The sequence below is a fragment of the Streptosporangium sp. NPDC000095 genome (genome assembly GCF_042899335.1).
Lineage (GTDB): Bacteria > Actinomycetota > Actinomycetes > Streptosporangiales > Streptosporangiaceae > Streptosporangium.
Genome location: NZ_JBIAZS010000001.1, coordinates 356608 through 381587, shown reverse-complemented (window position 1 = coordinate 381587; position 24980 = coordinate 356608). Strand labels below are relative to the sequence as shown.

Annotated in this window: 18 protein-coding genes; 7 read left to right on the top strand and 11 right to left on the bottom strand. The window is 71.1% G+C overall.

Going from position 1 to position 24980, the window contains the following annotated elements; all coding sequences use genetic code 11:
- The first annotated feature begins 121 nt into the window (after nucleotides 1-121).
- Nucleotides 122-808 carry a response regulator transcription factor gene (locus tag ACFY3V_RS01440; RefSeq protein ID WP_362895425.1) on the top strand — a complete coding sequence of 229 codons (687 nt, stop codon included), beginning with the start codon at nucleotides 122-124 and terminating at the stop codon, nucleotides 806-808.
- The gene (locus ACFY3V_RS01435) at nucleotides 808-1956 is read left to right on the top strand and encodes a sensor histidine kinase (protein WP_389768895.1); all 1149 of its coding nucleotides are present in this window, start codon (nucleotides 808-810) and stop codon (nucleotides 1954-1956) included. Before ACFY3V_RS01440 ends, ACFY3V_RS01435 begins: the two co-directional genes overlap by 1 nt.
- Here ACFY3V_RS01435 and ACFY3V_RS01430 read toward each other — a convergent pair.
- Genes ACFY3V_RS01430 through ACFY3V_RS01410 form a run of 5 tightly spaced genes read right to left on the bottom strand, consistent with a single transcriptional unit; the run spans nucleotide 1925 to nucleotide 8467 of the window.
- The gene (locus tag ACFY3V_RS01430; RefSeq protein WP_362895421.1) at nucleotides 1925-2236 is read right to left on the bottom strand and encodes an AzlD domain-containing protein; all 312 of its coding nucleotides are present in this window, start codon (nucleotides 2234-2236) and stop codon (nucleotides 1925-1927) included. The genes ACFY3V_RS01435 and ACFY3V_RS01430 overlap by 32 nt on opposite strands.
- Nucleotides 2233-2913: an AzlC family ABC transporter permease gene (locus ACFY3V_RS01425; RefSeq protein ID WP_362895419.1), complete on the bottom strand. Its 681-nt coding sequence runs from the start codon at nucleotides 2911-2913 to the stop codon at nucleotides 2233-2235. The genes ACFY3V_RS01430 and ACFY3V_RS01425 overlap by 4 nt, the downstream gene beginning before the upstream one ends.
- A gap of 22 nt (nucleotides 2914-2935) precedes the next feature.
- Entirely contained in the window at nucleotides 2936-3769 is an 834-nt protein-coding gene (locus tag ACFY3V_RS01420) for an AraC family transcriptional regulator (protein ID WP_362895417.1), read from the bottom strand.
- A complete protein-coding gene (locus ACFY3V_RS01415) occupies nucleotides 3766-5721 on the bottom strand; it encodes a protein kinase (RefSeq protein WP_389768890.1) in 1956 nt (651 codons plus the stop codon). The genes ACFY3V_RS01420 and ACFY3V_RS01415 overlap by 4 nt, the downstream gene beginning before the upstream one ends.
- A gap of 46 nt (nucleotides 5722-5767) precedes the next feature.
- Nucleotides 5768-8467, bottom strand: a complete 2700-nt coding sequence (locus ACFY3V_RS01410; protein WP_389768887.1) for a protein kinase — start codon at nucleotides 8465-8467, stop codon at nucleotides 5768-5770.
- A 329-nt stretch (nucleotides 8468-8796) separates the two neighbouring features.
- On the opposite strand from ACFY3V_RS01410, the gene ACFY3V_RS01405 reads away from it, so the two are divergent.
- The 5 genes from ACFY3V_RS01405 (at nucleotide 8797) to ACFY3V_RS01385 (ending at nucleotide 17245) form a co-directional block, all read left to right on the top strand.
- Entirely contained in the window at nucleotides 8797-9744 is a 948-nt protein-coding gene (locus tag ACFY3V_RS01405) for a chorismate mutase (protein ID WP_362895406.1), read from the top strand.
- 252 nt (nucleotides 9745-9996) lie between these two features.
- A complete protein-coding gene (gene dnaE / locus ACFY3V_RS01400) occupies nucleotides 9997-13518 on the top strand; it encodes a DNA polymerase III subunit alpha (RefSeq protein WP_350948139.1) in 3522 nt (1173 codons plus the stop codon).
- A gap of 180 nt (nucleotides 13519-13698) precedes the next feature.
- Nucleotides 13699-14667: a GlxA family transcriptional regulator gene (locus tag ACFY3V_RS01395; RefSeq protein ID WP_389768883.1), complete on the top strand. Its 969-nt coding sequence runs from the start codon at nucleotides 13699-13701 to the stop codon at nucleotides 14665-14667.
- Complete coding sequence (locus ACFY3V_RS01390) at nucleotides 14664-15413, top strand: HD domain-containing protein (protein ID WP_362895397.1); 750 nt, start codon at nucleotides 14664-14666, stop codon at nucleotides 15411-15413. Before ACFY3V_RS01395 ends, ACFY3V_RS01390 begins: the two co-directional genes overlap by 4 nt.
- 443 nt (nucleotides 15414-15856) lie before the next feature.
- Nucleotides 15857-17245, top strand: a complete 1389-nt coding sequence (locus ACFY3V_RS01385) for a non-reducing end alpha-L-arabinofuranosidase family hydrolase (RefSeq protein ID WP_389768880.1) — start codon at nucleotides 15857-15859, stop codon at nucleotides 17243-17245.
- A 290-nt stretch (nucleotides 17246-17535) separates the two neighbouring features.
- On the opposite strand, the gene ACFY3V_RS01380 is transcribed toward ACFY3V_RS01385, so the two are convergent.
- From ACFY3V_RS01380 to ACFY3V_RS01355, 6 genes are all read right to left on the bottom strand, one after another.
- Entirely contained in the window at nucleotides 17536-19206 is a 1671-nt protein-coding gene (locus ACFY3V_RS01380) for an ABC transporter substrate-binding protein (protein WP_389768877.1), read from the bottom strand.
- Between the two features lie 77 nt (nucleotides 19207-19283).
- Complete coding sequence (locus ACFY3V_RS01375) at nucleotides 19284-20147, bottom strand: ATP-binding cassette domain-containing protein (RefSeq protein ID WP_362895383.1); 864 nt, start codon at nucleotides 20145-20147, stop codon at nucleotides 19284-19286.
- Nucleotides 20144-21205 (bottom strand): ABC transporter ATP-binding protein, encoded by a 1062-nt coding sequence (locus ACFY3V_RS01370; RefSeq protein ID WP_362895381.1) that lies wholly within the window; start codon nucleotides 21203-21205, stop codon nucleotides 20144-20146. The genes ACFY3V_RS01375 and ACFY3V_RS01370 overlap by 4 nt, the downstream gene beginning before the upstream one ends.
- A complete protein-coding gene (locus ACFY3V_RS01365) occupies nucleotides 21202-22092 on the bottom strand; it encodes an ABC transporter permease (protein ID WP_389768873.1) in 891 nt (296 codons plus the stop codon). The genes ACFY3V_RS01370 and ACFY3V_RS01365 overlap by 4 nt, the downstream gene beginning before the upstream one ends.
- Entirely contained in the window at nucleotides 22089-23132 is a 1044-nt protein-coding gene (locus ACFY3V_RS01360; protein WP_389768870.1) for an ABC transporter permease, read from the bottom strand. Before ACFY3V_RS01360 ends, ACFY3V_RS01365 begins: the two co-directional genes overlap by 4 nt.
- Nucleotides 23129-24811, bottom strand: a complete 1683-nt coding sequence (locus ACFY3V_RS01355) for an ABC transporter substrate-binding protein (RefSeq protein WP_362895375.1) — start codon at nucleotides 24809-24811, stop codon at nucleotides 23129-23131. Before ACFY3V_RS01355 ends, ACFY3V_RS01360 begins: the two co-directional genes overlap by 4 nt.
- Between the last annotated feature and the right edge of the window lie 169 nt (nucleotides 24812-24980).

Here is a 24980-nt window from a genome sequence, read left to right as displayed (position 1 = left end):
GGCCTCCAGTGCAACAAAATGATCTTCAATGGTTGTGTGCCCGCCCTTAGAGCGGCATGTGAATCACTCTTCACAGAGTTTTCTATGGTCTTTTCAAGATCTTCCGAGTGAAACTTGTCGGGTGAACCGAATACTGGTCGTAGACGACGAGCCCTACCTCGCCGACCTCGTCGCAACCGCGCTTCGCTACGAGGGGTTCGAGACGGCGATCGCGGGGACGGGGGCCGCGGCGGTGTCGCTGGCCGAGACCTTCGGTCCCGACCTGATCGTCCTGGACGTGATGCTGCCCGACGTGCTCGGCACCGAGGTCTGCCACCGGATCAGGTCGAAGGGCTCCGAGGTGCCCGTGGTCTTCCTCACCGCCCTCGACGCCACAGAGGACAAGATCGGCGGGCTCACCGTGGGAGGTGACGACTACGTCACCAAACCGTTCAGCCTGGAGGAGCTGATCGCGAGGATCCGCGCCGTGCTGCGCAGGACCAGGCGGGCCGGCGCCGAGGAGGGCAGGGTGACCTTCGCCGACCTCGTCATCGAGGAGGACGCCCACGAGGTGTGGCGCGACGGCCGGCGCGTCGACCTCACCCCGACGGAGTTCAAGCTGCTGCGCTTCCTGGCGGCCAACGCCGGCAAGGTCGTCTCCAAACGGCAGATCCTCGACTACGTGTGGGAGTACGACTTCGGCGGGAACGACGGGGTCGTGCAGACCTACATCAGCTACCTGCGCCGCAAGGTCGACGCGTCGCATCCTCCGCTCATCCACACCGTGCCCAGGGTGGGATACGTCCTGCGCCTGCCGAGGGAGGACTGATGTCGCTGCGGACCCGCCTCGTGCTCACCGTCGTGGGCCTGGTCGCGCTCGCGCTCGGGATGGCGGCGGGGGCGACGTTCGGCGCGCTGCAGGACTGGCGTGGTCACGGCGGCGCCAGGCTGCTCGTCCTGCCCACCCCCGAGGCGCTCATGGCCGCCTCCGACGAGCTGGTCAAACGCGTCGCCCTCGTCATGATCGGCTCCTCGGCGTTCGCGCTCGTCTGCCTGACCCTGCTCGCCACCCACCTGATCCGCCGGGGGCTGCGCCCGCTGGACCGCATCGTCGAGACCGCGGCGGCGATCGGCGAAGGCAACCTGGATCGCCGCATCGAGGCGGCGCCCATCACCGGGGAGGTGGGCCGCCTCGGCCACGCGCTCAACCAGATGCTCGCCCAGATCGAGGAGGCGTTCCGCGAGAGGGAGGCGTCGGAGGACCGGCTGCGCCGCTTCGTCGCCGACGCCTCCCACGAGCTGCGCACCCCGATCGCCTCCATCCGCGGTTACGCCGAGCTGTTCCGGCGCGGCGCGGACACCCGGCCGGAGGACCTGGCCAAGGCGATGCGCAGGATCGAGGCCGAGGCGACCCGGATGGGCTCCCTGGTCGACGAGATGCTGCTGCTGGCCCGTCTCGACCAGGGCCGCCCTCTGGAGCGCGTCCCGGTGGAGCTCACCGAGCTCGCCGCCGACGCGGTCGCCGACACCCTCGCCATCGAACCGCTCAGGCCGCTCTCACTGGAGTGCGAGGGCCGTGTCGAGGTGCCGGGCGACGCCGCCAGGATCCGCCAGATCGTCGGCAACCTACTGGCCAACGTGCTCAACCACACCCCCGAGGGGACGGCGGCGGTCGTCAGGATCCGGACGGACGACGAGTACGCCGTGGTCGAGGTGGCCGACGAGGGACCCGGCCTCACCGAGGAGCAGGGCGCCCTGGTCTTCGAGCGTTTCCACCGGGCCGGTCATCCCCGCGACGGCGCCCGCCAGGGGGGCGCGGGCCTCGGGCTCTCCATCGTCGCCGCCGTCGCCGCCGCGCACGGTGGCGACGCCACGGTGACCTCCCGCCCCGGCGCCGGCGCCACCTTCCGGGTACGGTTCCCGCGCGGCACGGACGACCTCGACCTCAGCTCAGGACGTGGCGCAGCGCGGCGGTGACGAGGGCGGCCGCGGCGAGGACCACCAGGAACGGGGCGCGCAGCAGCAGCGCCACGACGGCGGCGCACATCCCCGCGGTGCGCGGCCAGTCGAGATGCAGCGCCTGCCCCTCGCCGAAGGTCTGCACCGCGATCAACGCCGCCAGCAGGGCCACCGGGACGAGCGTCGCGAAACGCTGCACCCCCGGGTGGTCGAGGACGCGGCGCGGTGCCGACAGCCCGGCGAGCTTGAGCGCGTAACAGGCGGCGCAGGTGATGACGACGGCCCACCAGATGGTCACTTGGGTCTCCTCAGGATCACCGCGAGCACGGCCACGGACGAGAGCAGCACGGGCACGCCCGGCGGGGTGAAAGGGGTCGCGGCCAGCGCGACCGCCGCGCCGCCGCACGCGATCAGGCGCAGCGCGCGGGCCTCGGCGCCGCTCCCGGTGAGCCGGGGCCACAAAATGGCGAGGAAGGCCGCGGGACCGACGACGTCCAGGCCGAACGCCGAGGGGTCGGCCACCCACGAGGTGCCCAGCGCGCCGAGGAGGGTGGTGGCGTTCCAGGTCAGGTAGAGACTGACGAAGGTGACGAAGAACGCCGTCCTGGCCGACTCCTCGTCCGGCTGGGCGAGGGCGACCGCCGTCGTCTCGTCGATCACTCCCTGGGCCGTCAGCGGCCTGCGCCATCCCCGGACGCCGAGCACCCCGGCCATGCGCAGGCCGTACAGGCTGTTGCGGGCGCCGAGCAGCATCGCACCGGCCGTGCCCGCGACCAGGTTGCCGCCGCCCGCGACGACGCCGACCAGGGCGAACTGCGAGGCGCCGGTGAAGGCGAACAGGCTCAGCACGCACGCCTGCGCGACGCTGAGCCCCGCGGTGACCGCCGCGGCGCCGAAGGCCACCCCTGACAGTCCGACGGCGATCCCCACGCCCAGTCCGTCCCTGATCGCGGAGGAACGAGTGGTTGTTTCCATGGGAGGCGAGCCTAGGTTCGGGTCACGTTCCGGTCTTGTACGTTCCTGCGCGCTGGTACGCGGCCGGTGGCACGCCCACCGTCCGCTTGAAATGCCTGCTCAGGTGGGCCTGGTCGGTGAATCCCACGTCCCCGGCGACCTGGGCGGGAGGTGTGCCCGCCTGGAGCAGCCGCCGGGCCCGGATGATCCTCAGCGTGTTCAGATAGGCGTGCGGAGGCAGTCCCGTCGCGGCCTTGAAAGCCCGGATCAGGGCGAAGGGCCCGGTGCCCACCGCCCGCGCCAGGTCCTCGATCGTGGGCGGATCGACGAGCCGCTCGTGCAGGATCTCCCGGGCCCGGCGCACCGCCGGGTCGTCGTTCCAGCGCGGCGCCTCCGGAGGGCGGCGGGAGGCGTGGTGGCTGAGCAGGGCGGCGAAGGCCGTGCGGGCCAGCGTCGAGGAGGCGAGGTCGTCACCACCCTCCGCGGCGTCGTGCGCGGCCCGCAGCAGCGCGACGGTGGGCCGGTGGTAGGTGACGGTCTCGGGGAAGCAGGGGGTGCCGTGCCCGGCCATCAGCTCTGCGGCGATCCCGGAGACGAACTCGACCGAGGGATACAGCACCCGGTAGGACCAGCCGTCGGGGACGCCCGCGTGGCCGTCATGCACCTCATCGGGGTTGAGCATGCTCAGGCTGCCCGGCCCCACGCGGTGGACGGTGCCCCGGTAGGCGAACTCCTCCACCCCGGACAGCACCAGCGCGATCGCGTAGCTCTCGTGCGCGTGCGGCGGGAAGCGGTGGGTCACGTACCTGGCCTTGAGGAGGTCCACCCCGGGCAGGGCCGGGGTGCGCCAGAAGCGCGCGCTCTCCGGGCCGCTCATGGCCGGAAGGTGTTGGTGAACGCGGCGAAGAGCGATCCGGACCGCCTGGCGTCCGGGCTCTCCCAGTAGATCGCGTACGGTTTGCCGTCGCGGGTGCGAAAACCCCGGTCCAGGACGCGGGTGCGGACCCCGTTCTTGAGGTAGGTGAACTCCCAGTCGGCGGCCGGCACCCCCTGGTACGTCAGTGCGGTGATACTGACCCGCCGGTAGCCCGGCCAGACGTTCTCGGCGACCCCGGCCCGCTCCACCTTCTCCCAGTGCCTCTCCGGGTCCTTCTCCGGGTCCTCGGTCGACTCGATCCACAGGAAGCTGTCGCTCGCGCCGGGGGCACGGAACTCCACCCGGTCACGGCCGGAGAACCGCTTGACCTGCCAGCTTCCGGGCACCGCGATGGAGAAGCCCATCGGGTCGCGGTGCAGCCGCCAGCCCGAGGGGATGATCCTGGACGGACGCGGCGTCGCCGTCGGGGTCGCCTCCCGGGTGGGGGTCGCCTCGGGCGACGCGGCGGGGGTGGGGTCGGTGATCGGGGCCGTGACGCCGGCCCGGCCGCCCGTGTCGACCGGGGTACCGGGATTCCTCAGGACCAGCCACGCGCCGACCCCGACCGTCACCGCGAGCGCGGGCACCCCGGCCAGGAGGGCCAGGCGTCGCGCCCCGGTCCGCCGCGCGGGCGCGGCCCCCGTGTCGGTGGGCTGCTCCCGCCTCGTCCAGGGCTCCGAGCCGTACGCCCGCTGCTCGGGACGCGCGTGCCGAGGCTGCTCGGGGTGTGTGTATGAGGACTGGTCGGGGTGTGTGTACGGCTCGGAGGGCACGGACGAGGAGTGGCCGGGATGTGTGTAGGGCTGCGCGTACGGCGGCTGCTCGGGCCGGGTGTGGGCCACCGGAGGGCGGGACTGTTCGGGGTGAGGGCTCCCCGCCGGGTACGGGGAATGCTCGGGGTGGGTGCGGGCCACCGGGGGGAAGTGCTCGGGTGGCGGGGGCGCGGACGGGTGGCGAGGCTGCCCGGAACCGCCAGGGGAATTCCCGTACGTCGGCCGCCACGCGTCCTGAAGCGGTGACGGGCCGGTGCGCGGCGGGTCGGTCTGGAAGCCGGGCGAGCCGTACGCCCGCTGCCCGGAGTGCGGCCCGGGGGAGGCCGGGGAGCCGGGGGAGGCGGCGCGGCCGAGCAGGGCCTCGGCCTGGTCGGGGACCATCCGGGCGGCGGGATCCCTGGCCAGGAGGCCGAGGATCGCCGCCGACAGGGGGCCGGAATGGCTCATGGGACTCGGTTCGCCGTGCAGGACCGCCATCATGGTGGCGGCGGCCGTGGCCCGCTCGAAGGGTGGGCGGCCCTCCAGCGCGGCGTACAGCGTCGCCCCCAGCGACCACAGGTCCGACTCGGGGGTGGCGGGCATCCCGTGCAGCCGCTCGGGAGGCAGGAAGGCGGGGGTGCCGACCATCGCGCCCGTACGGGTGATGCCGGTCTCCTGCGTCATGGAGGCGATGCCGAAATCGGTCAGCACCACCCGGCCGTCGTCGGCGAGCAGCACGTTCTCGGGCTTGACGTCGCGGTGCAGCACCCCCGCGGCGTGCGCGGCCCGCAGCGCGCCCAGCACGTGCAGCCCGACCGAGGCGACCCGCTCCGGAGGGAGCGGGCCGCCCGAACGGACGATCTCACCCAGCGACCGGGACCGGACCAGCTGCATGACGATCCAGGGCCGCCCGTCCTCCTCGACCACGTCGTGCACGATGATCACGGAGGGGTGGTCGAGGCGCCCCGCGGTCCTCGCCTCGCGGATGGTCCGCCGGTTCAGGTCGGTGCGCGCGGCCTCGTCGACCCCCCGGTAGCGGACCTCCTTGACGGCCACCACCCGGTCGAGGAGCTCGTCGTGGGCACGCCAGACGATGCCCATGCCGCCCTCGCCGATGTGTTCGAGCAGCCTGTAGCGGCCCGCCACCCTGCTTTCCGCCATCCCCCGCCCTCCCAGAATCACTCACCGCAGGCGGTGGGGCTCCCGCTCACTTTTTGGAGGAGAAGGTCGCGGTGAACCCCTCGAAGAGGTGCATGTTCTTCTTCCAGTCCTTGGCCAGGGTATGCCAGTAAATCGCGTACCCCCGGCCGCCCTTGGTGACGAACCCCCTGTTGATCACACGAGCCTTGCCCGAGTTGGTGTTCCAGGTGAACTCCCAGTCGGCGGCCTTCACCATGTACTTGACGTTCGCGATCCGGATCCGGTCGTAGCCGGGGAAGTTGCCCCGGACGGCCCCCTCCTGGCTCTCCCAGTCCTTCTTCGGATCGGGACCCGCCTTGTCGACGTACTCGACGAAGACGAAACTCGTCCGGTCGGGGCCGCGGAACCACACCTGCCGACCGGGCCGCTTCTCCACCGCCCATCCCTTGGGCAGGCCGATCGAGAAGCCGTTGCCGTCCTTGTGCATCCGCCAGCCGGAGGGAAGGGGGGACTTCTTCTCCTTCTTGGTGGGGCTCGGGCTGGAGGAGGGGGACGTCGAAGGATCTTCGGACGGCGACGTCTCAGGACTCGGCGAGCCCTCAGGGGTCGTCTCGGCGCCGCCGCTGGGGGCCTCCGACGCGCTGGACGCGCTCGGATCGACCGGCTTGGCCTGCGGGGTCTCGTCGCCGTCGCCACTGCGCAGACCGAGCCAGCCGGCGATCCCGCCGACGATCAGCAGCGCGGGCACGAGCACGAGCAGCCCTCGCTTCACCGGGGAGACGCCGGAACTGCGGGAGATGAGTGTGTCGCCCCCGTCGCCATGGCCCCCGTAGGCAGCGGGCTCCTCTCGCGGAGCGGGCTCGGCCTTGGAGGCGGAGGCGGGCATCTGTTCGGTGCCGGGCCCGCGCCCCACGGGCGGGAAGGGGTTGGGGCGCGAGACGGGTTTGCGGCCCTCGGCTCCCGGCTCCGCGACCGGCGGGGCGCCCTCGCGGCTCACCTCGGGGCCGGTGGACCTGCTCCCGGCGGGGAGGTCGGGCTCGGAGGGGGCCGTGCCCGGTTTCGTCTCGCGTACCCGCGTGACATCGGCCCCGGGCTTGGGGGTGGGTTCGGGTTTCTGGCCGATGGTGGGTCTCGGCTTGGGAGCGAACCTGGCCAGGATCGGAGGCGCGGCCTCGTCGGCCGCCGCGGACGCCGGGGCGGGTTCGGTCTTCTGCGTCGGTTCGGGCCCGGGAGTGGGTTCGGTCTTCGCGCCGACGGCGGGCTTCGGCTTGGGAGCGAACCTGGCCAGGATCGGGGGCGCGGCCTCGTCGGCGGGTGTGGCCCCGGTGACAGGCGCGGAGGGCGGGGCGGGTTCGGGCCCGGGGGTGGGTTCGGTCTTCGCGCCGACGGGGGGCTTCGGTTTCGGGGCGAACCTGGCCAGGATCGGGGGCGCACCCTCGGACGCGGCCTCGGCGGCGGAGGACACCGGGGGAGCGGGGATGGCCTTGCCGGTGGGACGCTTCGCCTTCGAGTCCGCTCCCGCCTCGGGAGCCCGCGCACCCGCTCCGGCGTCCGGGCCGGGGGAGTCCGCAGCGGCCTCGGCGGCCTGCCCGCCCCGCGCGGTCTTCTTCGGCGCCGCCTTCGCCTTCTCCGCGGAACCGGCCGCCGGAGCGGACGGGGGAACATCGGGGGCGGGGGTGGGCGTCGGCCGTACGGCTTCTGCGGGCGTCCCGGCGGGGGTCTCGGGGTTCTTGGCCGGGTTCTTGGACGGAGGCTTCCGCGGCTCCTCGCCGCGCGCGGGCGGGGCGGACGCCTCCTCCTTGGCACCCGAGGGCTCCGAGGGTACGGAGTCCAGCTTGGCGCCCGTCTCGGGGACGGCACCCGGCTGGAAGCGGGCCCCGGGATCGGTGTCGTCCCCCGCGTTCACGGCCGGCATGACGGCGGTCCTGGGAGGCCGGACCCGGTCGCCCTCGGCCACCCGGCGCAGCAGCCGCTCGGCCTCCTTGTAGGGCATGCGCAGCGCCGGATCCTTGCGGAGCAGCCCTTCCAGGACGGGGGCGAGCGGCCCGGCGTGCACCGGAGGCTCGGGCTCGTCGTTCAGGATCGCGTGCATGGTCGGCAGCGCCCCGCCCCTGTCGTGCGGCGGCTTGCCCTCGACGGCGGCGTACAGGGTCGCGCCGAGCGACCACAGGTCGGACTCGCGCTGCGCGGCGCCGCCCTTGATGCGCTCCGGCGGGATGAACGCGGGCGTGCCCGCGATGCCGGTCATGGTGAGGGCGGTCTCGGCCTCGAGCGTGGCGATGCCGAAGTCGGTCAGCACCACCCGGCCGTCGTCGGCGAGCAGCACGTTCTCCGGCTTGACGTCGCGGTGCAGCACTCCCTGGGCGTGGGCGGCGCGCAACGCCTCGAGCAGCTTGAGACCGATCTCCGCGACCCGTCGAGGCGGCAGCGGCCCGTCCTGGCGCATCACCTTGCCGAGGGAACGAGACTCCACCAGCTGCATGACGATCCAGGGACGCCCGTCCTCCTCGACGACGTCGTGGACGACGACCACGTTCGGGTGCGTCAGACGCCCTGCGGCGCGAGCCTCGCGCTTGGTGCGCCGGTTGAAGTCCTCCTGGTTGTCCTCGCCGAGCATGTCGGCGTAGCGGACCTCCTTGATCGCGACCTCACGGTCGAGGAGCTCGTCGTGGGCCCGCCACACGATGCCCATGCCACCTCGGCCGATGGCTTCGAGCAGCTGGTATCGGGAGGCGACTCGCCGTCCCGCGGGCTGTGCTTCGGCCATCAACCGGCTACCTCCTTCTGAACCCCCGAATACTCTCATAGCCCAGTAAAGTGATCGACTCACACGCCGCAGAAAAGTCCACGCCTTGAGATGCGCTGTCCAGTACGTGGCGGATGCCGGGAAGATGACCTAAGGTTGAGGCCATGACCTGCCACTTCGCGTTCATCGCGTCGGCTCAGGAGAGCCGGCCGTGACAGTCGGGAACTAGCGGCCGGCCGGAGCCGGCACGAGGCGGGGACATGAGGTCTCTGCCTCTTTCTCTTTCAGAAGTCCCTTCTCGAACGGCCGCCGGCTCGCGGGACGCGCGTCGGCCGAACCAGGGGAGCCTCATGTCGTCCACCGCACAGCGCGCCGCGCACACGGAACGCGCAACGGTACGGCTGGGCACGCTCACGGTGGGCGCGGGGCCGGCCGTGGTGATCGGCGGACCGGGCGCGGACGCCCGCTGGATCAGCCTGCGGGACCACCGCGGGGGAGTCTCCGCCCACGGGGCGGAGGAGTCCGTGGCCCGCGCCCAGGGGGCGGGGCCCGTCCTGGTGGAGCCCTCCTGCGAGGGAGATCTTCCGCTGATCGCCGAGAGGGCCGACGGCACGGTGGTCGGCGCGGCCTGGATGCGGGACTCCGGGCTGGTGCGCGCCACCGCCGGGCTCGGCCTGCCGATGCTTCTCCAGCGCGACCCCTCCGCGACGCTGGAGGAGTGGCTGGAGGTCGCCGGTCACTGCGCGGCCGAGGGCAACGAAGGGATCGTGCTCTGCGAGGGCGGCCGTGGCCCCCTGGGCGTCGCCGCTCCCGACCTGGCCCTGATGCGCACCGCGCGTGAGAGGTCGGGGCGTCCCGTCCTGGCCGGTCTCGGCACCGACCCCGTGCTGGCCGCCGCCGCGATCGCCGCGGGTGCCGACGGACTCCTTCTGGACCCCTCCGCGAGCGATCGGGACGCGCTGGCGGCGCACGAGGCCGTGAAGATCGTCGGAGCCCTCATCCGCAGGGAGAGCCCCGACTCGGTGCCCGCCGCCCGCGAGGCCATCGACCGTGTCGACGCCGCCCTCGCCGTCCTCCTGGAGCGCCGCGCCGAACTGGCCGGGACCATCCAGCGCCTCAAGCCCGTCGGAGGTTTCGCCGGTCGCGACCCCGACCGCGAGCGCCGCCTGGTCGCCGAGATGGCCCGCCGTGCCCCCGTACTGGGCGAGACCAGGCTCGCCCCCATCATGAACGCCGTGATCGAGGCGGGCCTCCACCTCGCCGAGGAGCGCCGGGCCGCGCCTCGCGACCGAAGGTGAGAAGAACGCCGACGACCCGGGTGCCTCGGCCGCTCCGAGGCGCGGTGAAAGACTGAGGCGCGGTGAAAGACTGAGGCGCGGTGAAGGACTGAGTCGCCGCGAAAGACCGGGGCGCCGCGAAGGATCGGGGTGCCCCGGGAGGGCCGGGGCGTCGGGAGGAGAGACGACTCAAAGCGCATGAGTCACTTCCGGAACTCGGATTTGGATACGCTTTCCCCGCCGACGGTGCGACTAGGGGGAGGACGGGGCCGCATGTCAGACTCGTTTGTGCATCTGCACGTTCACACGGAATACTCCATGCTGGATGGGGCCGCCCGTTTGAAGCAGATGTTCAAACAGGTCGGCGATCTGGGCATGCCCGCCATCGCGATCACCGACCACGGCAACATGCACGGGGCCTACGACTTCTACAAGCAGGCGACCGGGGCCGGGATCAAGCCGATCATCGGCATCGAGGCCTACGTCGCCCCCGCCTCCCGGCACCAGAAGAAGCCGGTGCTGTGGGGCGAGCCGCACCAGAAGCGCGACGACGTCTCCGCGGGTGGTTACTACACCCACATGACCATCTGGGCGAAGAACGCCAGGGGCCTGAGCAACCTGATGAAGCTCTCCTCGCGCGCCTACACCGAGGGATTCGTCCGTAAGTGGGCCCGGATGGACGCCGAGATCCTCGCCGAGCACGCCGAGGGCCTGATGGCCACCACCGGCTGCCCGTCGGGCGAGGTGCAGACCCGCCTGCGCCTGGGCCAGTACGACGAGGCGGTCGCGGCGGCGGCGAGGTTCCAGGACCTGTTCGGCAAGGACAACTACTACCTGGAGATCATGGACCACGGGCTCGACATCGAGCGCCGGGTCCGCGACGGCCTGACCCGCATCTCGCGTGAGCTGGACATCCCGCCGCTGGTCACCAACGACTCCCACTACACCTACGAGTCCGACGCGACCTCGCACGACGCGCTCCTGTGCATCCAGACCGGCAAGCAGCTGTCCGACCCCGACCGCTTCCGCTTCGACGGCAGCGGTTACTACATCAAGAACGCCGACGAGATGCGCGCCGTCGACTCCTCGGACCTGTGGGCCGAGGGCTGCCGCAACACCCTGCTGGTCGCCGAGAAGGTCGACCCGAGCGGCATGTTCGGTTTCAAGAACCTGATGCCCACCTTCCCGCTGCCCGAGGGGGAGACCGAGGAGAGCTGGTTCCGCAAGGAGATCTGGTCGGGCATGGAGCGGCGCTTCCCCGAGGGCGTCGACGAGGAGCACCGCGCGCAGATCGAGTTCGAGATGAACGTCATCCTGCAGATGGGGTTCCCCTCCTACTTCCTCGTGGTCGCCGACTTCATCATGTGGGCCAAGAACAACGGCATCCGCGTCGGCCCCGGGCGAGGCTCGGCCGCGGGTTCGCTGGCCGCGTACGCGCTGGGCATCACCGACCTCGACCCGCTGCCGCACGGGCTGATCTTCGAGCGGTTTCTCAACCCCGACCGTGTCTCCATGCCCGATGTCGACATCGACTTCGACGAGCGCAGGCGCGGCGACGTGATCCGCTACGTGACGGAGAAGTACGGTGCCGACAAGGTCGCCATGATCGCCACCTTCGGCACCATCAAGGCGAAGGCCGCCATCAAGGACGCGGCCCGCGTCCTCGGGCATCCGTACGCGCTGGGCGACAAGGTCTCCAAGGCGTTCCCGCCCGCGGTGATGGGCAAGGACATCCCGCTGTCTGGCATCTTCGACTCCAGCCACCCGCGCTACAACGAGGCCGGTGAGCTGCGCAGGCTGTACGAGGAGGACGTCGACGTCAAGTCGGCGATGGACCTGGGCAGGGGCCTGGAGGGCCTGATCCGGCAGACCGGCGTGCACGCCGCCGGGGTCATCATGTCGGCGGAGGTGCTGACCGACTACATCCCGATCATGCGCCGCGACTCCGACGGTGTGATCATCACGCAGTTCGACTACCCGACCTGCGAGACGCTCGGCCTGCTGAAGATGGACTTCCTGGGCCTGCGCAACCTCACGATCATCGACGACTGCCTGAAGATGATCGAGGCCAACACCGGCGAGGCCATCGACCTGCTCAAGCTGCCGCTGGACGACCGCAAGACGTACGAGCTGCTCGGCAGGGGCGACACCCTGGGGGTGTTCCAGCTGGACGGCGGCGGCATGCGGTCGCTGCTGCGGCTGATGAAGCCCGACAACTTCGAGGACATCTCCGCCGTCGGCGCCCTGTACCGGCCGGGTCCGATGGGCGCCAACTCCCACACCAACTACGCGCTGCGCAAGAACGGCCAGCAGGACATCGTCCCGATCCACCCGGAGTTCGAGGAGTCGCTGCAGGAGATCCTCGGCACGACGTACGGCCTGATCGTCTACCAGGAGCAGGTCATGGCCATCGCGCAGAAGGTCGCCGGGTTCTCACTCGGCAAGGCCGACCTGCTGCGCCGGGCGATGGGCAAGAAGAAGAAGGCCGAGCTGGACAAGCAGTTCGAGTCGTTCGAACAGGGCATGAAGGACAACGGCTACTCCGCGGCCGCGATCAAGACGCTCTGGGACATCCTGCTGCCCTTCTCCGACTACGCCTTCAACAAGGCGCACAGCGCCGCCTACGGCCTGGTCTCCTACTGGACCGCCTACCTCAAGGCCAACTACCCGGCCGAGTACATGGCGGGGCTGCTCACCTCGGTCAAGGACGACAAGGACAAGTCGGCCCTCTACCTCAACGAGTGCCGTCGCATGGGCATCAAGGTGCTGCCGCCGGACGTCAACGACTCCGACTTCGACTTCACCCCGCGTGGCACCGACGTCCGGTTCGGCCTGTCGGCGATCCGTAACGTCGGAGGCAACGTGGTCGACGGGATCATCGCCGCACGCCGGGAGAAGAGCCGTTTCGCCGACTTCAAGGACTTTCTGCGCAAGGTCCCCATGGTGGTCTGCAACAAGCGGGTCATCGAGTCGCTGATCAAGGCCGGCGCCTTCGACTCCTTCGGGCACGTGCGCAAGGGCCTGGTGATGGTCCACGAGCAGGCCGTCGACAGCATCATCGGGATCAAGAAGAACGAGGCCCAGGGGCAGGACTCCCTGTTCGGCGCCATCGAGGGCGCCGAGGACCAGACCTTCGACGTACAGATCCCGCTGGGGGAGTGGGACAAGAACACCCTGCTGCAGTTCGAACGGGAGATGCTCGGCCTGTACGTCTCCGACCACCCGCTCTTCGGCGTGGAGCACATCCTCGCCTCCGGGGCCGACTGCTCGATCGCCTCGCTGCAGGACGAGCACCGGCCGGACGGTCAGGTCGTCACCGTCGGCGGCATCCTGAGCGGCCTGCAGCGCAAGGTCACCAAGAAGGGCGACACCTGGGTCCTCACCCAGCTGGAGGACCTGGAGGGCGCCATCGAGGTGATGATCTTCCCCTCGGCGTACCAGCTCTGCGCGACGGTGCTCGCCGAGGACGCGATCGTGTTCGTCAAGGGGCGCCTGGACAAGCGTGAGGACGTCGGGAAGATCATCGCCATGGAGGTGACGGCTCCCGACCTGACCCGCGAGGCCGGTGGCCCGCTGGCCGTCAGTCTCGCCCTGGCCCGCTGCACCCCGCCGGTGGTCGGCCGCCTCAAGGAGGTGCTGACCGCGCACCCCGGCACCACCGAGGTGCATCTGCAGGTCCACAACGGCCCGAAGACCACCATCGTGCGCCTCGACGACCGCCTGCGGGTGTCGCCGTCCCCGGCCCTGATGGGCGACCTGAAGCAACTGCTCGGCCCCGCCTGCCTGGGGGCCTGAAAGGCGTCGGGCCGTTTGCGGGGGCGGTCACGGCGACCGGCGATGGGCAGGGTGCCGTCGATCAGGACGATGGTCCCGCTCGAGGAGGGCGTCCCGAACGACGAGCCGAGCGACGCATGTCCGGATCTGTGGGATAGCTGTCCTTGTGGACCTTTCGGCGAGGCCGCCAGAATCGACGCCGTGAAAGACCTGGTGGTTGCCCTCTACGACGGTGTGGTGTTGCTGGACGTGGCGGGGCCGGTGCAGATCTTGCACGGGTCCCGCGGTTACCGCATCCGGCACGCGTCCGTCGACGGGCGGCCGGTGCGCACGGATGTCGGTGTGCCGCTGGGGGCCGACCTGGCTCTGGGCGAGATCGACGGGCCGATCGACACGCTGCTGGTGCCGGGGTACGCGCCGCTGGACGGCGATCGCTCCGGCGAGGTGTTCCTGGACCTGCTGCGTGACATCGGCACTCGCGCGCGCCGGGTGGCGTCGGTGTGCACGGGTGCGCTCCTGCTGGCCGAGGCCGGCCTGCTTGACGGGCGGCGGGCCACCACGCACTGGGCCGTCTGCGCCGAGCTGGGGTCTCGGTTCCCGGGGGTGAGCGTGGAGCCGGACGCCATCTTCGTGCGTGACGGACCGGTCGTGACCTCGGCGGGCGTCACCGCCGGCATCGATCTGGCGCTGGCCCTCGTCGAAGAGGATCATGGACCGGATCTCGCGCGCGTGGTGGCCAAGTACATGGTCGTGTTTTTGCAGCGGCCGGGCGGCCAGTCGCAGTTCAGCGTGCGCGGGGCCCTCCCCACGACCCGTCACACGGCGCTGCGCCGCCTCCTGGACGCGATCGCCGCTGAACCGGCGGCAGAGCACACCCTTGCCTCGATGGCGGCCCAGGTCAGGGTCAGCGAGCGCCATCTGACCCGGTTGTTCCGCCGCGAAATCGGGCTCACCCCCGGCCAGTACGTCGAGCGGATCCGGGTGGAGGCCGCGCAGGCCCTGCTGGAGACCACGGCCGACGGTGTGGCGTCGATCGCCCGAAGGTGCGGTCTGGGATCCGACGAAACGATGCGCAGGACGTTCCTGAAGGTCCTGGGCACCACGCCGACCGCCTACCGCCGGGGCTTTCGCGCCACCCATACGCCGATAACCCCGAAGGAGACCACATGAGCCCATCCCCTGACCGCCGTACCGTGCTGGGAGCCGGCCTGGCCGGCGCGGCGGCCCTCGCGATCGGCACGCCTGCCGCGGCCGAAAGCGGGCACGCCGACCTGTCCTTTCCCGCCACCCGCGTCGCCAAGGCGGCCAGGCAGCTGGTGACGGACGCCCAGCAGCCGTACCTGCGCAACCACAGCCTGCGCAGCTTCCTGTTCGGCCGGGCGGCCGCTGCCCGGGCCGGCCGCCTGCCGGGCCGCGACTACGACGCCGAGGTGATGTTCCTCATCTGCGTGCTGCACGACATGGGCCTGACCACACACGCCGACACCGGCCGGCGCTTCGAAGTCGACGGCGCCGACTTCGCCGCCCGATTCCTGGAGCAGCACGGCATCACCGACGCCCGCGTCGACACCGTCTGGGACGGCATCGCCCTGCACACCTCCAAAGGTCTCCACGACTCGCCGGTGTTCGCCCGCCGCCGCCCGCCGGAGATCGCGATCGCGCAGAACGGCATCGGCATCGACCTGCTCCGCGGCCCCGGCGATCTGCCCGCCGGATACGCCGACCGCGTGCACGCCGTCTACCCTCGCCACGGCGGCGCCCGTGCCCTGACCGACGCCATCATCGCGCAGGGCCTCGCCGATCCGCGAAAGGCGCCGCCCATGACCCTGCCCGGCGAGATCCTGCACCAGCGGCATCCCGAGGTCCCCTACACCACCTGGCAGGACATCCTCGACGCCGGCGGCTGGCACGACTGACGGTGCCGCAACCGCTCGGCCCCGCCTGCCCGGGGGCCTGAGGGCGGGATCCAGCCGGTGTGACCGTGTGAACGTTTCATCACAGAGCCGATCTCGCGCGGTGCGATCGGATGCCCGTAAGGGCAGATGAAGGCCCACGGGGGCGGGAGTATCGGGGGAACGGGCGAGGGGCAGTGTCTTGACGCGGATCGGCCGCATCGTATTGGCTCCGCGCACCACCCCACTCTCACCGGAGAAACGAGCAGTCCGCCAGCGGACGTCTTGTTAACGCTAACAAAAACCGTGGCCCCGTATACGTCCGGGCCGAACCCCCCGGGTGCATCCACACCAGTCCCTGACAGCGGCTGGACGAGAAGATGAGGAGCACGCACATGCGCCTGCCCTGGCGAACGCGGACACCGCGCCGCTCCGCCGTCACACCGACGGCACCGTCCCGATCGGCCATGCGCCGAGGCCTGGCGATCGTCACGATCCCGATCCTGATGGCGGCCGCCGGTCTAATTGCCACGCAGCCCGCGCAGGCGGCCGTCGCCTGCCGGGTCGACTACACCGTCAGCTCGTCGTGGCCGGGGGGCTTCGGCGCCAACGTCACCATCAACAACCTGGGCGACCCGGTCAACGGGTGGCGGCTGACCTGGTCCTTCGGGGGCGGCCAGCAGGTCACCCAGATGTGGAACGCCACGTCCGCCCAGTCCGGTTCCGCGGTGACCGCGACCAACGCCGCCTACAACGCCGCCATCCCCACGGGAGGCAGCACCTCCTTCGGGTTCAACGGCTCGTACAGCGGCAGCAACCCGTCGCCCACCTCGTTCTCCCTGAACGGCGTGGCCTGCACCGGGAACCCCGGAAACCCCGATCCCACCCCCACGCCCACCCCCACGGTCACGCCGACTCCCACGCCGACGCCGACTCCGACGCCCGGTAACTGCACCCTTCCCTCGACGTACCGCTGGACCTCCTCGGGCGTGCTCGCCACCCCGAAGGCGGGCTGGGTCTCGCTGAAGGACTTCACCGTCGCCCCCTACAACGGCAAGCAGCTCGTCTACGCCACCACCCACAACACCGGCACCAGCTGGGGTTCGATGAACTTCAGCCTGTTCACCAACTACTCGGAGATGGCCTCGGCCAGCCAGAACACGATGAACAACGCCACCGTGGCGCCGTCGCTGTTCTACTTCGCGCCGAAGAACATCTGGGTGCTCGCCTACCAGTGGGGCGGCCCGGCGTTCTCCTACCGCACCTCGACCGACCCCACCAACCCCAACGGCTGGTCGGCGGCGCAGACGCTCTTCACCGGCAGCATCTCCAACTCCGGCACCGGCCCGATCGACCAGGCGCTCATCGGTGACGGCCAGAACATGTACCTGTTCTTCGCCGGCGACAACGGCAGGATCTACCGGGCCAGCATGCCCATCGGCAACTTCCCCGGCAGCTTCGGCTCGAACTACACGACCATCATGACCGACACCACGAACAACCTGTTCGAGGCCGTCCAGGTCTACAAGATCCAGAACGAGAACCGGTACCTCATGATCGTCGAGGCGATCGGCTCGCAGGGCCGCTACTTCCGGTCCTTCACCGCCACCAGCCTCGGCGGCAACTGGACCCCGCAGGCCGCGACCGAGAGCAACCCCTTCGCCGGCAAGGCCAACAGCGGCGCCACCTGGACCAACGACATCAGCCACGGTGAGCTGCTGCGCACCAACGCCGACCAGACCATGACCATCGACCCCTGCAACCTGCAGCTGCTGTACCAGGGCCGCAGCCCCAGCTCCGGCGGCGACTACGGCCTGCTGCCCTACCGCCCCGGCCTGCTCACCCTGCGGCGCTGACGGACATGACACCGATCCGGACCGGGTGTACCTGACACTCACGGGGAAGGCGCACACCCTCGTCGGGTGAGCGTGATCAGGACCGGCCGGCGACGGAGGGGCGGGCTCGGCGTTACGCCGAGCCCGCCCCGTGTCATGTGGAGAGGCCAGATCATCCCGCTGTCCGAGCGGGCGGTTCACCTCCGGGGGCGCCGATACGCCAAGCACTCGAAATGAGTCCGCACCGGTCGGCATGTCCGCGGCCCGAAGCCGAGGCGGTCGGCTTCGGGCACGCCATGACGTCCCGCCGGTCAGGAGCGGCCGATGTCGGCGGCCCAGGGATAGGTGAGCTGGACCGAAGAGGTGGGCGCCCCGGTAAGGCCCTTGCCCAGGTAGAGCGGGTTGAACGGCGCGTACAGCGGGATCCAGATCAGCTGTTCCGCGGCGATCTTCTGCGCTTCGGCCACGAGTCCGGCCCGCTCGGCCGGGTCGGCCGCCGAGGTGGCCTCGCCGATCAGCCGGTCGAACTCCGGGTCGGCCCACCCGGCGTAGTTGAACGTGTTGCCGCCCTGAAGGTACTGGTAGATCTGCGTCGGATCCGGGTAGTCCGTCTGCCAGAGCGAGAAGATCATGTCGATCCCCTCCCGAGCCTTGGCGTCGCTGTACAGCGCGTTGTAGTTGTCGGCGGGCAGCGTCCTGAGCTCCACCTTGAGGCCGACGGACTCGCCCGCCCGCTTGACCTCCGCGCCGATGACCGGCATCTCGGCCTGCGAGCCGGTGACCGCGATCGTGATCGGGGTCGCGGGCACGCCCGCCTCGGTCACCAGCCTCCGCGCCTCGTCGGCCGGGCCGCTGGGCTCGGGCAGCGCGTCGTACGCCGCCTTCAGCGTGTCCTGCCCATAGCCCCAGGTGCCCGGGGAGGCGGGGGCCTTGAGCGGCTCGGCCGCCCCCGACATCGCGGCCTTGATGATGCCCGGCCGGTCGATGGCGAGCGAGAGTGCCCTGCGGATCCGCACGTCGGCCAGCGGGCCCTTCAGGCTGGTCACCATGCCGACGTAGCTGCCGGAGGTACGACCGAAGTAGAGCTTCCCGGTGTCGGTGGCCTGGAGCCGGGTGAAGCCGGAGGAGGGCACGTACCAGGATCCGTCCAGCTCTCCCGCCAGCATGGCGGTGACCCGGGCCGCGGGGTCCCGGATGAAGTCGAAGCGGATACCGGGGGACTTGGCCCGGTGCGCGGTGTCCCAGTAGCCGTCGAAGCGGGCCAGCTCGATGGACTGTCCCGCCGTCCAGGTGGCCAGCCTGAACGGGCCTGTGCAGTCCACGCCCCCCTGAGGCGTGCCGAGCCTCTTGCCGGCCGCCTCGGACGCGGCTCTGCCCAGGACGCGGCCCGCCGGGGTCGCCATCGACTGGTTGAACAACGCGTCCGGCTTCTTCAGCCGGACGGTGACCTCACCGTCGCCGGTGGCTTTGATGTCCTTGACGTTCTGGTAGACGGCGTCGTTGTAGGAACCCAGGTCCTTGTCGAGGTTGCGGTTGAGGCTGTATGCGACGTCCTCGGCGGTCAGGTTGGCGCCGCTGTGCAACTTCACCCCGGGGCGTAACGTGTAGACCCAGGTCAGGGAGTCGGGTTGTTCCCACGACTCGGCCAGCGAGGGCTGGAACGAGAAGTCGGGTGCGACCTTCACCAGGCTCTCGCACACGTTGGCGAGGACCTCCATCGGCGGGAAGTCGTTGCTGTAGATCGGGTCCAGAGAGGACGGCTCGGCGTACAGCGCCCAGCGGAGCGTGTCCGCCTCGCCGGTGGCGGCGGGCAGTGACTCGGTGAGGACGGGGCCGCCCGATCCGCCGGGCGAGGAGGAGGCGCCGTCGGCTCCTCCGGCCCCGGTGGCGACGGTGCCTCCTGAGCATGAGGAGACGGTGAGGGCGGCGCAGACGGCCAGTGCGAGGAGCGGGCTGCGGCCAGGGGCGGGTCCGACGGTCATGGGATTCCTTCCGGGGTCTCTGTCACGAGGCCGGTGGTCGGTGGGGGGACGCGGAGAGAGGGGAGTGGTCGGCGGGGTCAGTACCGGGCGAGAAGATCGCGGCGGGCCTGTCCCACACGGGCCGGGTCCCAGCCGGGGCGCGGGACACTGGACAGCAGCAGCCGGGTGTAGGGGTGCTCCGGCCGCTGGAGCACCCGGGAGGTGGGACCGCGTTCGATCACGGCCCCGCGGAACATGACCACCACGTCGTCGGTGACCCAGCGCACGACCTCCAGGTCGTGGCTGACGAACACCAGCGCCACGCCCGTGTCACGGCGGATCTCCGAGAGGAGGTTGAGAATCTGCGCCTGGATGGACACGTCCAGCGCGGCCACCGCCTCGTCCAGCACCAGCATGCGCGGCCGGGCGGCCAGCGCCCTGGCGATGGCGACGCGTTGCCGCTGTCCGCCGGACAGCGCGCGGGGCAGCGCCGCCGCCTCGCGTGAGCCGAGCCCGACCTGGTCGAGCAGTTCCCGCCGGCGGCGGGCGCGGGTGGGCGGGTCCGACTCGGTGTGCAGCCGGAGTATCTCGTCGAGGGCGTCGGCGACGCTCTGCCGGGGATCCAGGCTCTGGTAGGGGTCCTGGAAGACGAGCTGTACGATCCGGGCACGCCGCATCCGGTCGCGGCGGTCGCGGCCGTGGCCGGATTCGAGGCCGTCGAAGCGGATCGTGCCGGAGTCGGGCCGCTCCAGCCCGACGATCAGCCGTGCCGTCGTGGTCTTGCCGGAGCCGGACTCGCCGACGACACCCAGCGAGCCGCCGGCCGCGACCTCGAAGGAGACGTCGTCGACCGCGACGACCCGCCCTCGGTCGTACGTCTTGCGCAACCCCTCGGCCCGCAGCAGGGGGTGCTCACCCGCTGCGGCGGTCCGGGGGGAGGTGGGACTCGCCTCTGGTGTCACGGTCGGCTCCTTTGTCGCGGCCGGGCCGGTCCGGCGGGTTCCCCGGTCTCCGCCCCGGACGTGACCGGGGCGGAGGTGTCGGTGAGGGTGAGGTCGTCGGCCCGGTGGCAGGCGACCAGGTGCCCGGCGATCGTCCGAGGGCGGGGAGCCGACTCGTGGCAGGCGTCGGCCGCGTACGCGCAGCGCGGCGCGAAGGCGCAGCCGAGCGGCGCCTCGAACAGCCCGAGCGGGCGTCCGGGCACCGCCCGCAGCGTCGTCCGGCCGGGGCCCGGCCGGGAGGCGAAGAGCGCCGCCGTGTAGGGGTGGCGCGGGCGGCGGTGCAACGCGTCCGCGTCGGCGACCTCGACGATCGAGCCCGCGTACATCACATGGATGCGGTCGCAGACGGCCGCCGCGAGGTCGAGGTCATGGGTGACCAGCACGATGGCGAGCCCGCGCTCGCGTCGAAGGCGCAGCAGGATCGCCATGATCTCCGCCTGGGTGGTGACGTCCAGCGCGGTGGTCGGCTCGTCGGCGAGCAGCAGCTCGGGCTCGCCGGCCAGTGCGGCGGCGATCATCACTCGCTGGAGCATCCCGCCGGACAGCTCGTGCGGGTACTGGCGCAGGTGGCGTCCGGGGTCGGGCAGGCCGACCTCGTCCAGCAGGCCGGCGGCCACGGCGAGCGCCTTGCCGCGCGGCAGCCCCCGGTGGACGCGTAGCCCTTCGGTGAGGAACGCGCCGATGCGCTGGAACGGGTTGATGTGCGCCCGGGGGTCCTGGAAGATCATCGCGGTGGTGCGGGACCGTATCTCGCGCAGCACCGGCGCCGGGGCGCCGAGGACGTCCCGCCCGGCCACCAGGACCCGGCCCTCCACCCGGGACCGTGGCGGGACGAGTCCGACGGCGGTGCGCAGCGTCATCGACTTGCCGGAGCCGGACTCTCCGACCAGGCCGACGATCTCACCTTTCCCGCAGGTCAGAAAGACCGTTTCGAGGATGGGGCGGCCGACGCCGCCGGTGGTCACCGCCAGGGACAGGCCCCGCACCTCAAGCATCGGATCGATCCGGGGCGCGCTCACCGGTCCGCCTTCCTGATGTGGTCGGCGATGCCCTCGCCGAGCAGGCTGAACGCGACGACGGCGATCACGATGACGGCGCCGGGGGCGAGCGCGGACAACGGCGCTCCCTGGAGCAGCGCCGACTGGCCCTCGGAGATCATGGCGCCCCAGTCCGCCTGCGGTGGCTGGACGCTGAAACCGAGGAAGGAGAGCCCGGCGAGGTCGATCATCGCGTAGCCGAAGCACAACGACGCCTGGGCCAGCACGAACGGCGCGATGTTGGGGATGAGGTGCCGCGTCGTGATGCCCCAAGCGGAGAAGCCCTGGATCTCCAGTGACCGGATGTAGGGGCGGTGCCGTTCGCTGAGCGCGACGCCGCGCGTCATCCGCGCCATGTACGGGGTGTAGGCGACGGCGAGGGCGAGCACTGTGGAGTCCAGACCCGCGCCGAGCACGGCGACCAGCAGGATCGCCAGCAGCACCCCGGGGAAGGAAAAGATCACCTCGATGACGCGGGACAGCGCCGCGTCGATCCAGCCGCCGTACCAGGCGGCCACCACGCCGACCGCGACGCCGAGGACGGTGGCTCCGGTGACGACGCCGAGCGGTCCGAGCAGCGAGGTGCGGGCGCCCCAGATCAGCCGGGACAGCACGTCGCGTCCGGCCTGGTCGGCGCCGAGCGGATGCGCGGCGGACGGCCCGGCCAGGCTGTCGGAGAGCGAGACCGCGTCCGGGTCCTGCGGGGACAGCCACGGGGCGAAAACCGCCACCACGACCAGGACCGTGAGGACCGCGACCGAGAACACGACCAGCGGGCCGCCTCCGACCGGACGGGGTATCCAGCGGCGCCGCACCAGGGGGGCGGCGTCGGCGAGGGGCCCGGCGGGATTTCCGGCGGGAATGCTCATCGGGCACCCGCCTTTCCGCGCACCCGCGGGTCGATCAGCGGGTACAGCAGGTCCACCAGCAGGTTGGACAGCGCGAACACCGCGACGATGATCAGGACGATGGCCTGGGTGACGGGGAAGTCCTTGGCGTTGACCGACTGCACGAGCAGCGACCCCATTCCGTTGAGCCCGAAGGCGGTCTCGACCAGGGTGGTGGTGACCAGCAGGCCGGAGACCACCAGTCCGGCGAGCGTGACGACCGGGGCCATCGCGTTGCGGAACACGTGCCGCCAGATGATCCGGCGCTCGGGCATGCCGCGGACCCGGGCGGTCTCGACGTACTCCTTGCCGAGTTCGGTGAGCATGGAGGACCGGGTCGCGCGGGCGACCAGCGCCACCGACGACAGCGCCAGCGCGATCGCGGGCAGGGTGAGGTGCCAGATCCGGTCCCAGAGCCCCTCACCCGCACCGAAGGCGGGAAACCAGCCGAGCGTCACGGCGAAGAGCGAGGTCAGCCCGATCGCGACCACGAAGGCGGGGGTGCCCATCGCGACCGTGGTCCCGATGATCGCGACCGCGTCCACCGTGCCGCGGCGGACCGCGGCGAGTACGCCGAGCAGGACGCCGGACAGCAGGATGAGCACCGAGGCGTACGCGACGAGCGCGAGCGTGGTGGGGATCCGGGAGGCGATCAGGCCGCCGACCGGCTGGCGGAACTGCAGGGACTGGCCGAAGTCGCCCGTCAGCAGCCCGCCGAGCCAGGAGACGAACCGCTGGGGGAAGGGATCGTCCAGGTTGTACTGGGCGCGGATGGCCCGCAGTGTGTCGGCGGTCACCGAGTTGCCGCGGGCCAGGAAGGACTCGGGGGATCCCGGCGCGAGGTACATCGCGCCGAAGATCACCACAGAGGTCGCCAGCATGACCAGGACCAGCGCGAGCAGCCGGCGACCCAGCACGGGCAGCACCGTCCCCGGCCATCCCGGTGGGCGGTCGCGTTCCGTCCCCGGTTTCCGTGCCTCCGGCGGTGGCACGACGGCCGCGCCCGGCGGGACTCCGGTCACGACGCCGCCCCGAGATCGGCCGCCCACGGGTAGTGCAGCTGGACGTAGGAGGCGGGAGTGCCGGTGAGCCTGTTGTTGAGGAAGAGGGTGTTGTACGGCGCGTACAGCGGGATCCACACCAACTCGTCGACCACGATCCGCTGCGCGTCGGCGACCAGCGCGGCACGGGCCTCCGGGTCTCCGGTCTTCCCGGCCTCGGCCACCAGCTTGTCGAACCCGGTGTCGGAGAACCCGGCGAAGTTGTAGAAGTGCCCTGTCTGGAAGTACTGGTACATCTGCAGCGGGTCGGCGAAGTCGGTGCCCCAGCCGGTCAGGTACAGGTCGATGCCCTCACGGGCCTTCTTGTCGGTGTACACGCCGCTGTACTGGTCGGCGGGGATGCTTCTGATCTCGACCTGGAGGCCGATCTGCTTGGCGGCGGCCTGGATCTCCGCGCCGATCACCGGCACCTCGGCCTCACCGTTCGTCGTTGCCAGCACGATCGGCGCGGTGGGCGCGCCCGCCTCGGCGACCAGCTTCCTCGCCTCGTCGAGACGGCGCTCGGTGACGGTGAGGGCGTCCCACGCCTTCTGGTACGTCTCGTCGGCGTAGCCCCAGGAGCCGGGCACGGCGGGAGCCTTCTGTGGTTCTCCCGCACCCTGGAGCACGGCCTTGATGATGCCGTCGCGGTCGATCGCCATCGACAGCGCGCGGCGGATGCGCACGTCGCCGAGCGGGCCACCGAAGTTCATCACGATGGCGTTGAAGCCCTGGGTGCTGCGGCCGTAGTAGACCTTCCCCTGCCCGCTGGAGGCCAGGCGCCGCAGCGAGGACGGCGGCAGGAACCAGCCGCCGTCGATCGACCCGGCCAGCATGCCGTTGACCGCGGCAGCCGGGTCGCGGACGAACTGGAACACCACCTCCTTGGCCTTGGCCCTGTGCGCCGGGTCGAAGTAGTCGTCGTCACGGGCGAGCGTCATGGATTGGCCCTTGTCCCAGGAGGCGAGCGAGAACGGGCCGACGCAGTTCACGCCGCCGTCCGGTGTCCCGTAGGACTTCCCCTTCGCCTGCACGGTCGCCTTGCTGTCGATGATCCCGGCGGGACTGCTCATGTAGGAGTTGAAGAGCGCGTCGGGCTGCTTGAGGGTGACCGTGACCTCCAGCGGGCCGGTCGCCTTGACCGTGGAGACGTTGGCGTACGCGCCGGACCAGAAGGACCCGGCGGCGGTGTCGAGGTTGCGGCTCAGGCTGAAGGCGGCGTCCTCGGCGGTCAGCGGGGTGCCGTCGTGGAAGGTGATCCCGGAGCGCAGCCGGTAGACCCAGGTCTTCGGGGACGGGTTGTCGAAGGACTCGGCCAGCGCGGGCTCCAGCGACATGTCGGGGGCGAGCCGCAGCAGACCCTCGCAGACATTGGCCATGATCTGGCCGGTCGCGAAGCTGGCGTTGTAGATCCAGTCGAAGGACGAAGGCTCGGCCGCCACGGACCAGGTGACCCGGTCGAGTTCCCCTGCTCCGGTGGGGGTCCGTTCGGTGACGGTGATCGTGTCCTTGCCCTCGGAGGCGGTGGGGGTGGTGGGAGAGGCGGATCCCGCGGGGGCGGCGCAGCCGGCCAGAGAGAGGACCCCGGCGGTGAGGGCCGCGGCGATCGACCGATGGCGGGCTGGTCTGGCAGGTCTGGCAGGTCTGGAGTCGGCGGTCAAGGGATACCTCCGGGACTGCGGATCAGGTGGCTCGGGCGGTGGGCGTACCGCGTCCGGCCACCGGTTCTGTGACTGCGGGAGCACCGGTTCCGGGGTGGGGGCCGGTGTCGAGTCGAGGTTGTGTGACTGGGTGGGGCGCCGGCTCGGATGACGGGATGAGCGTCCGGTC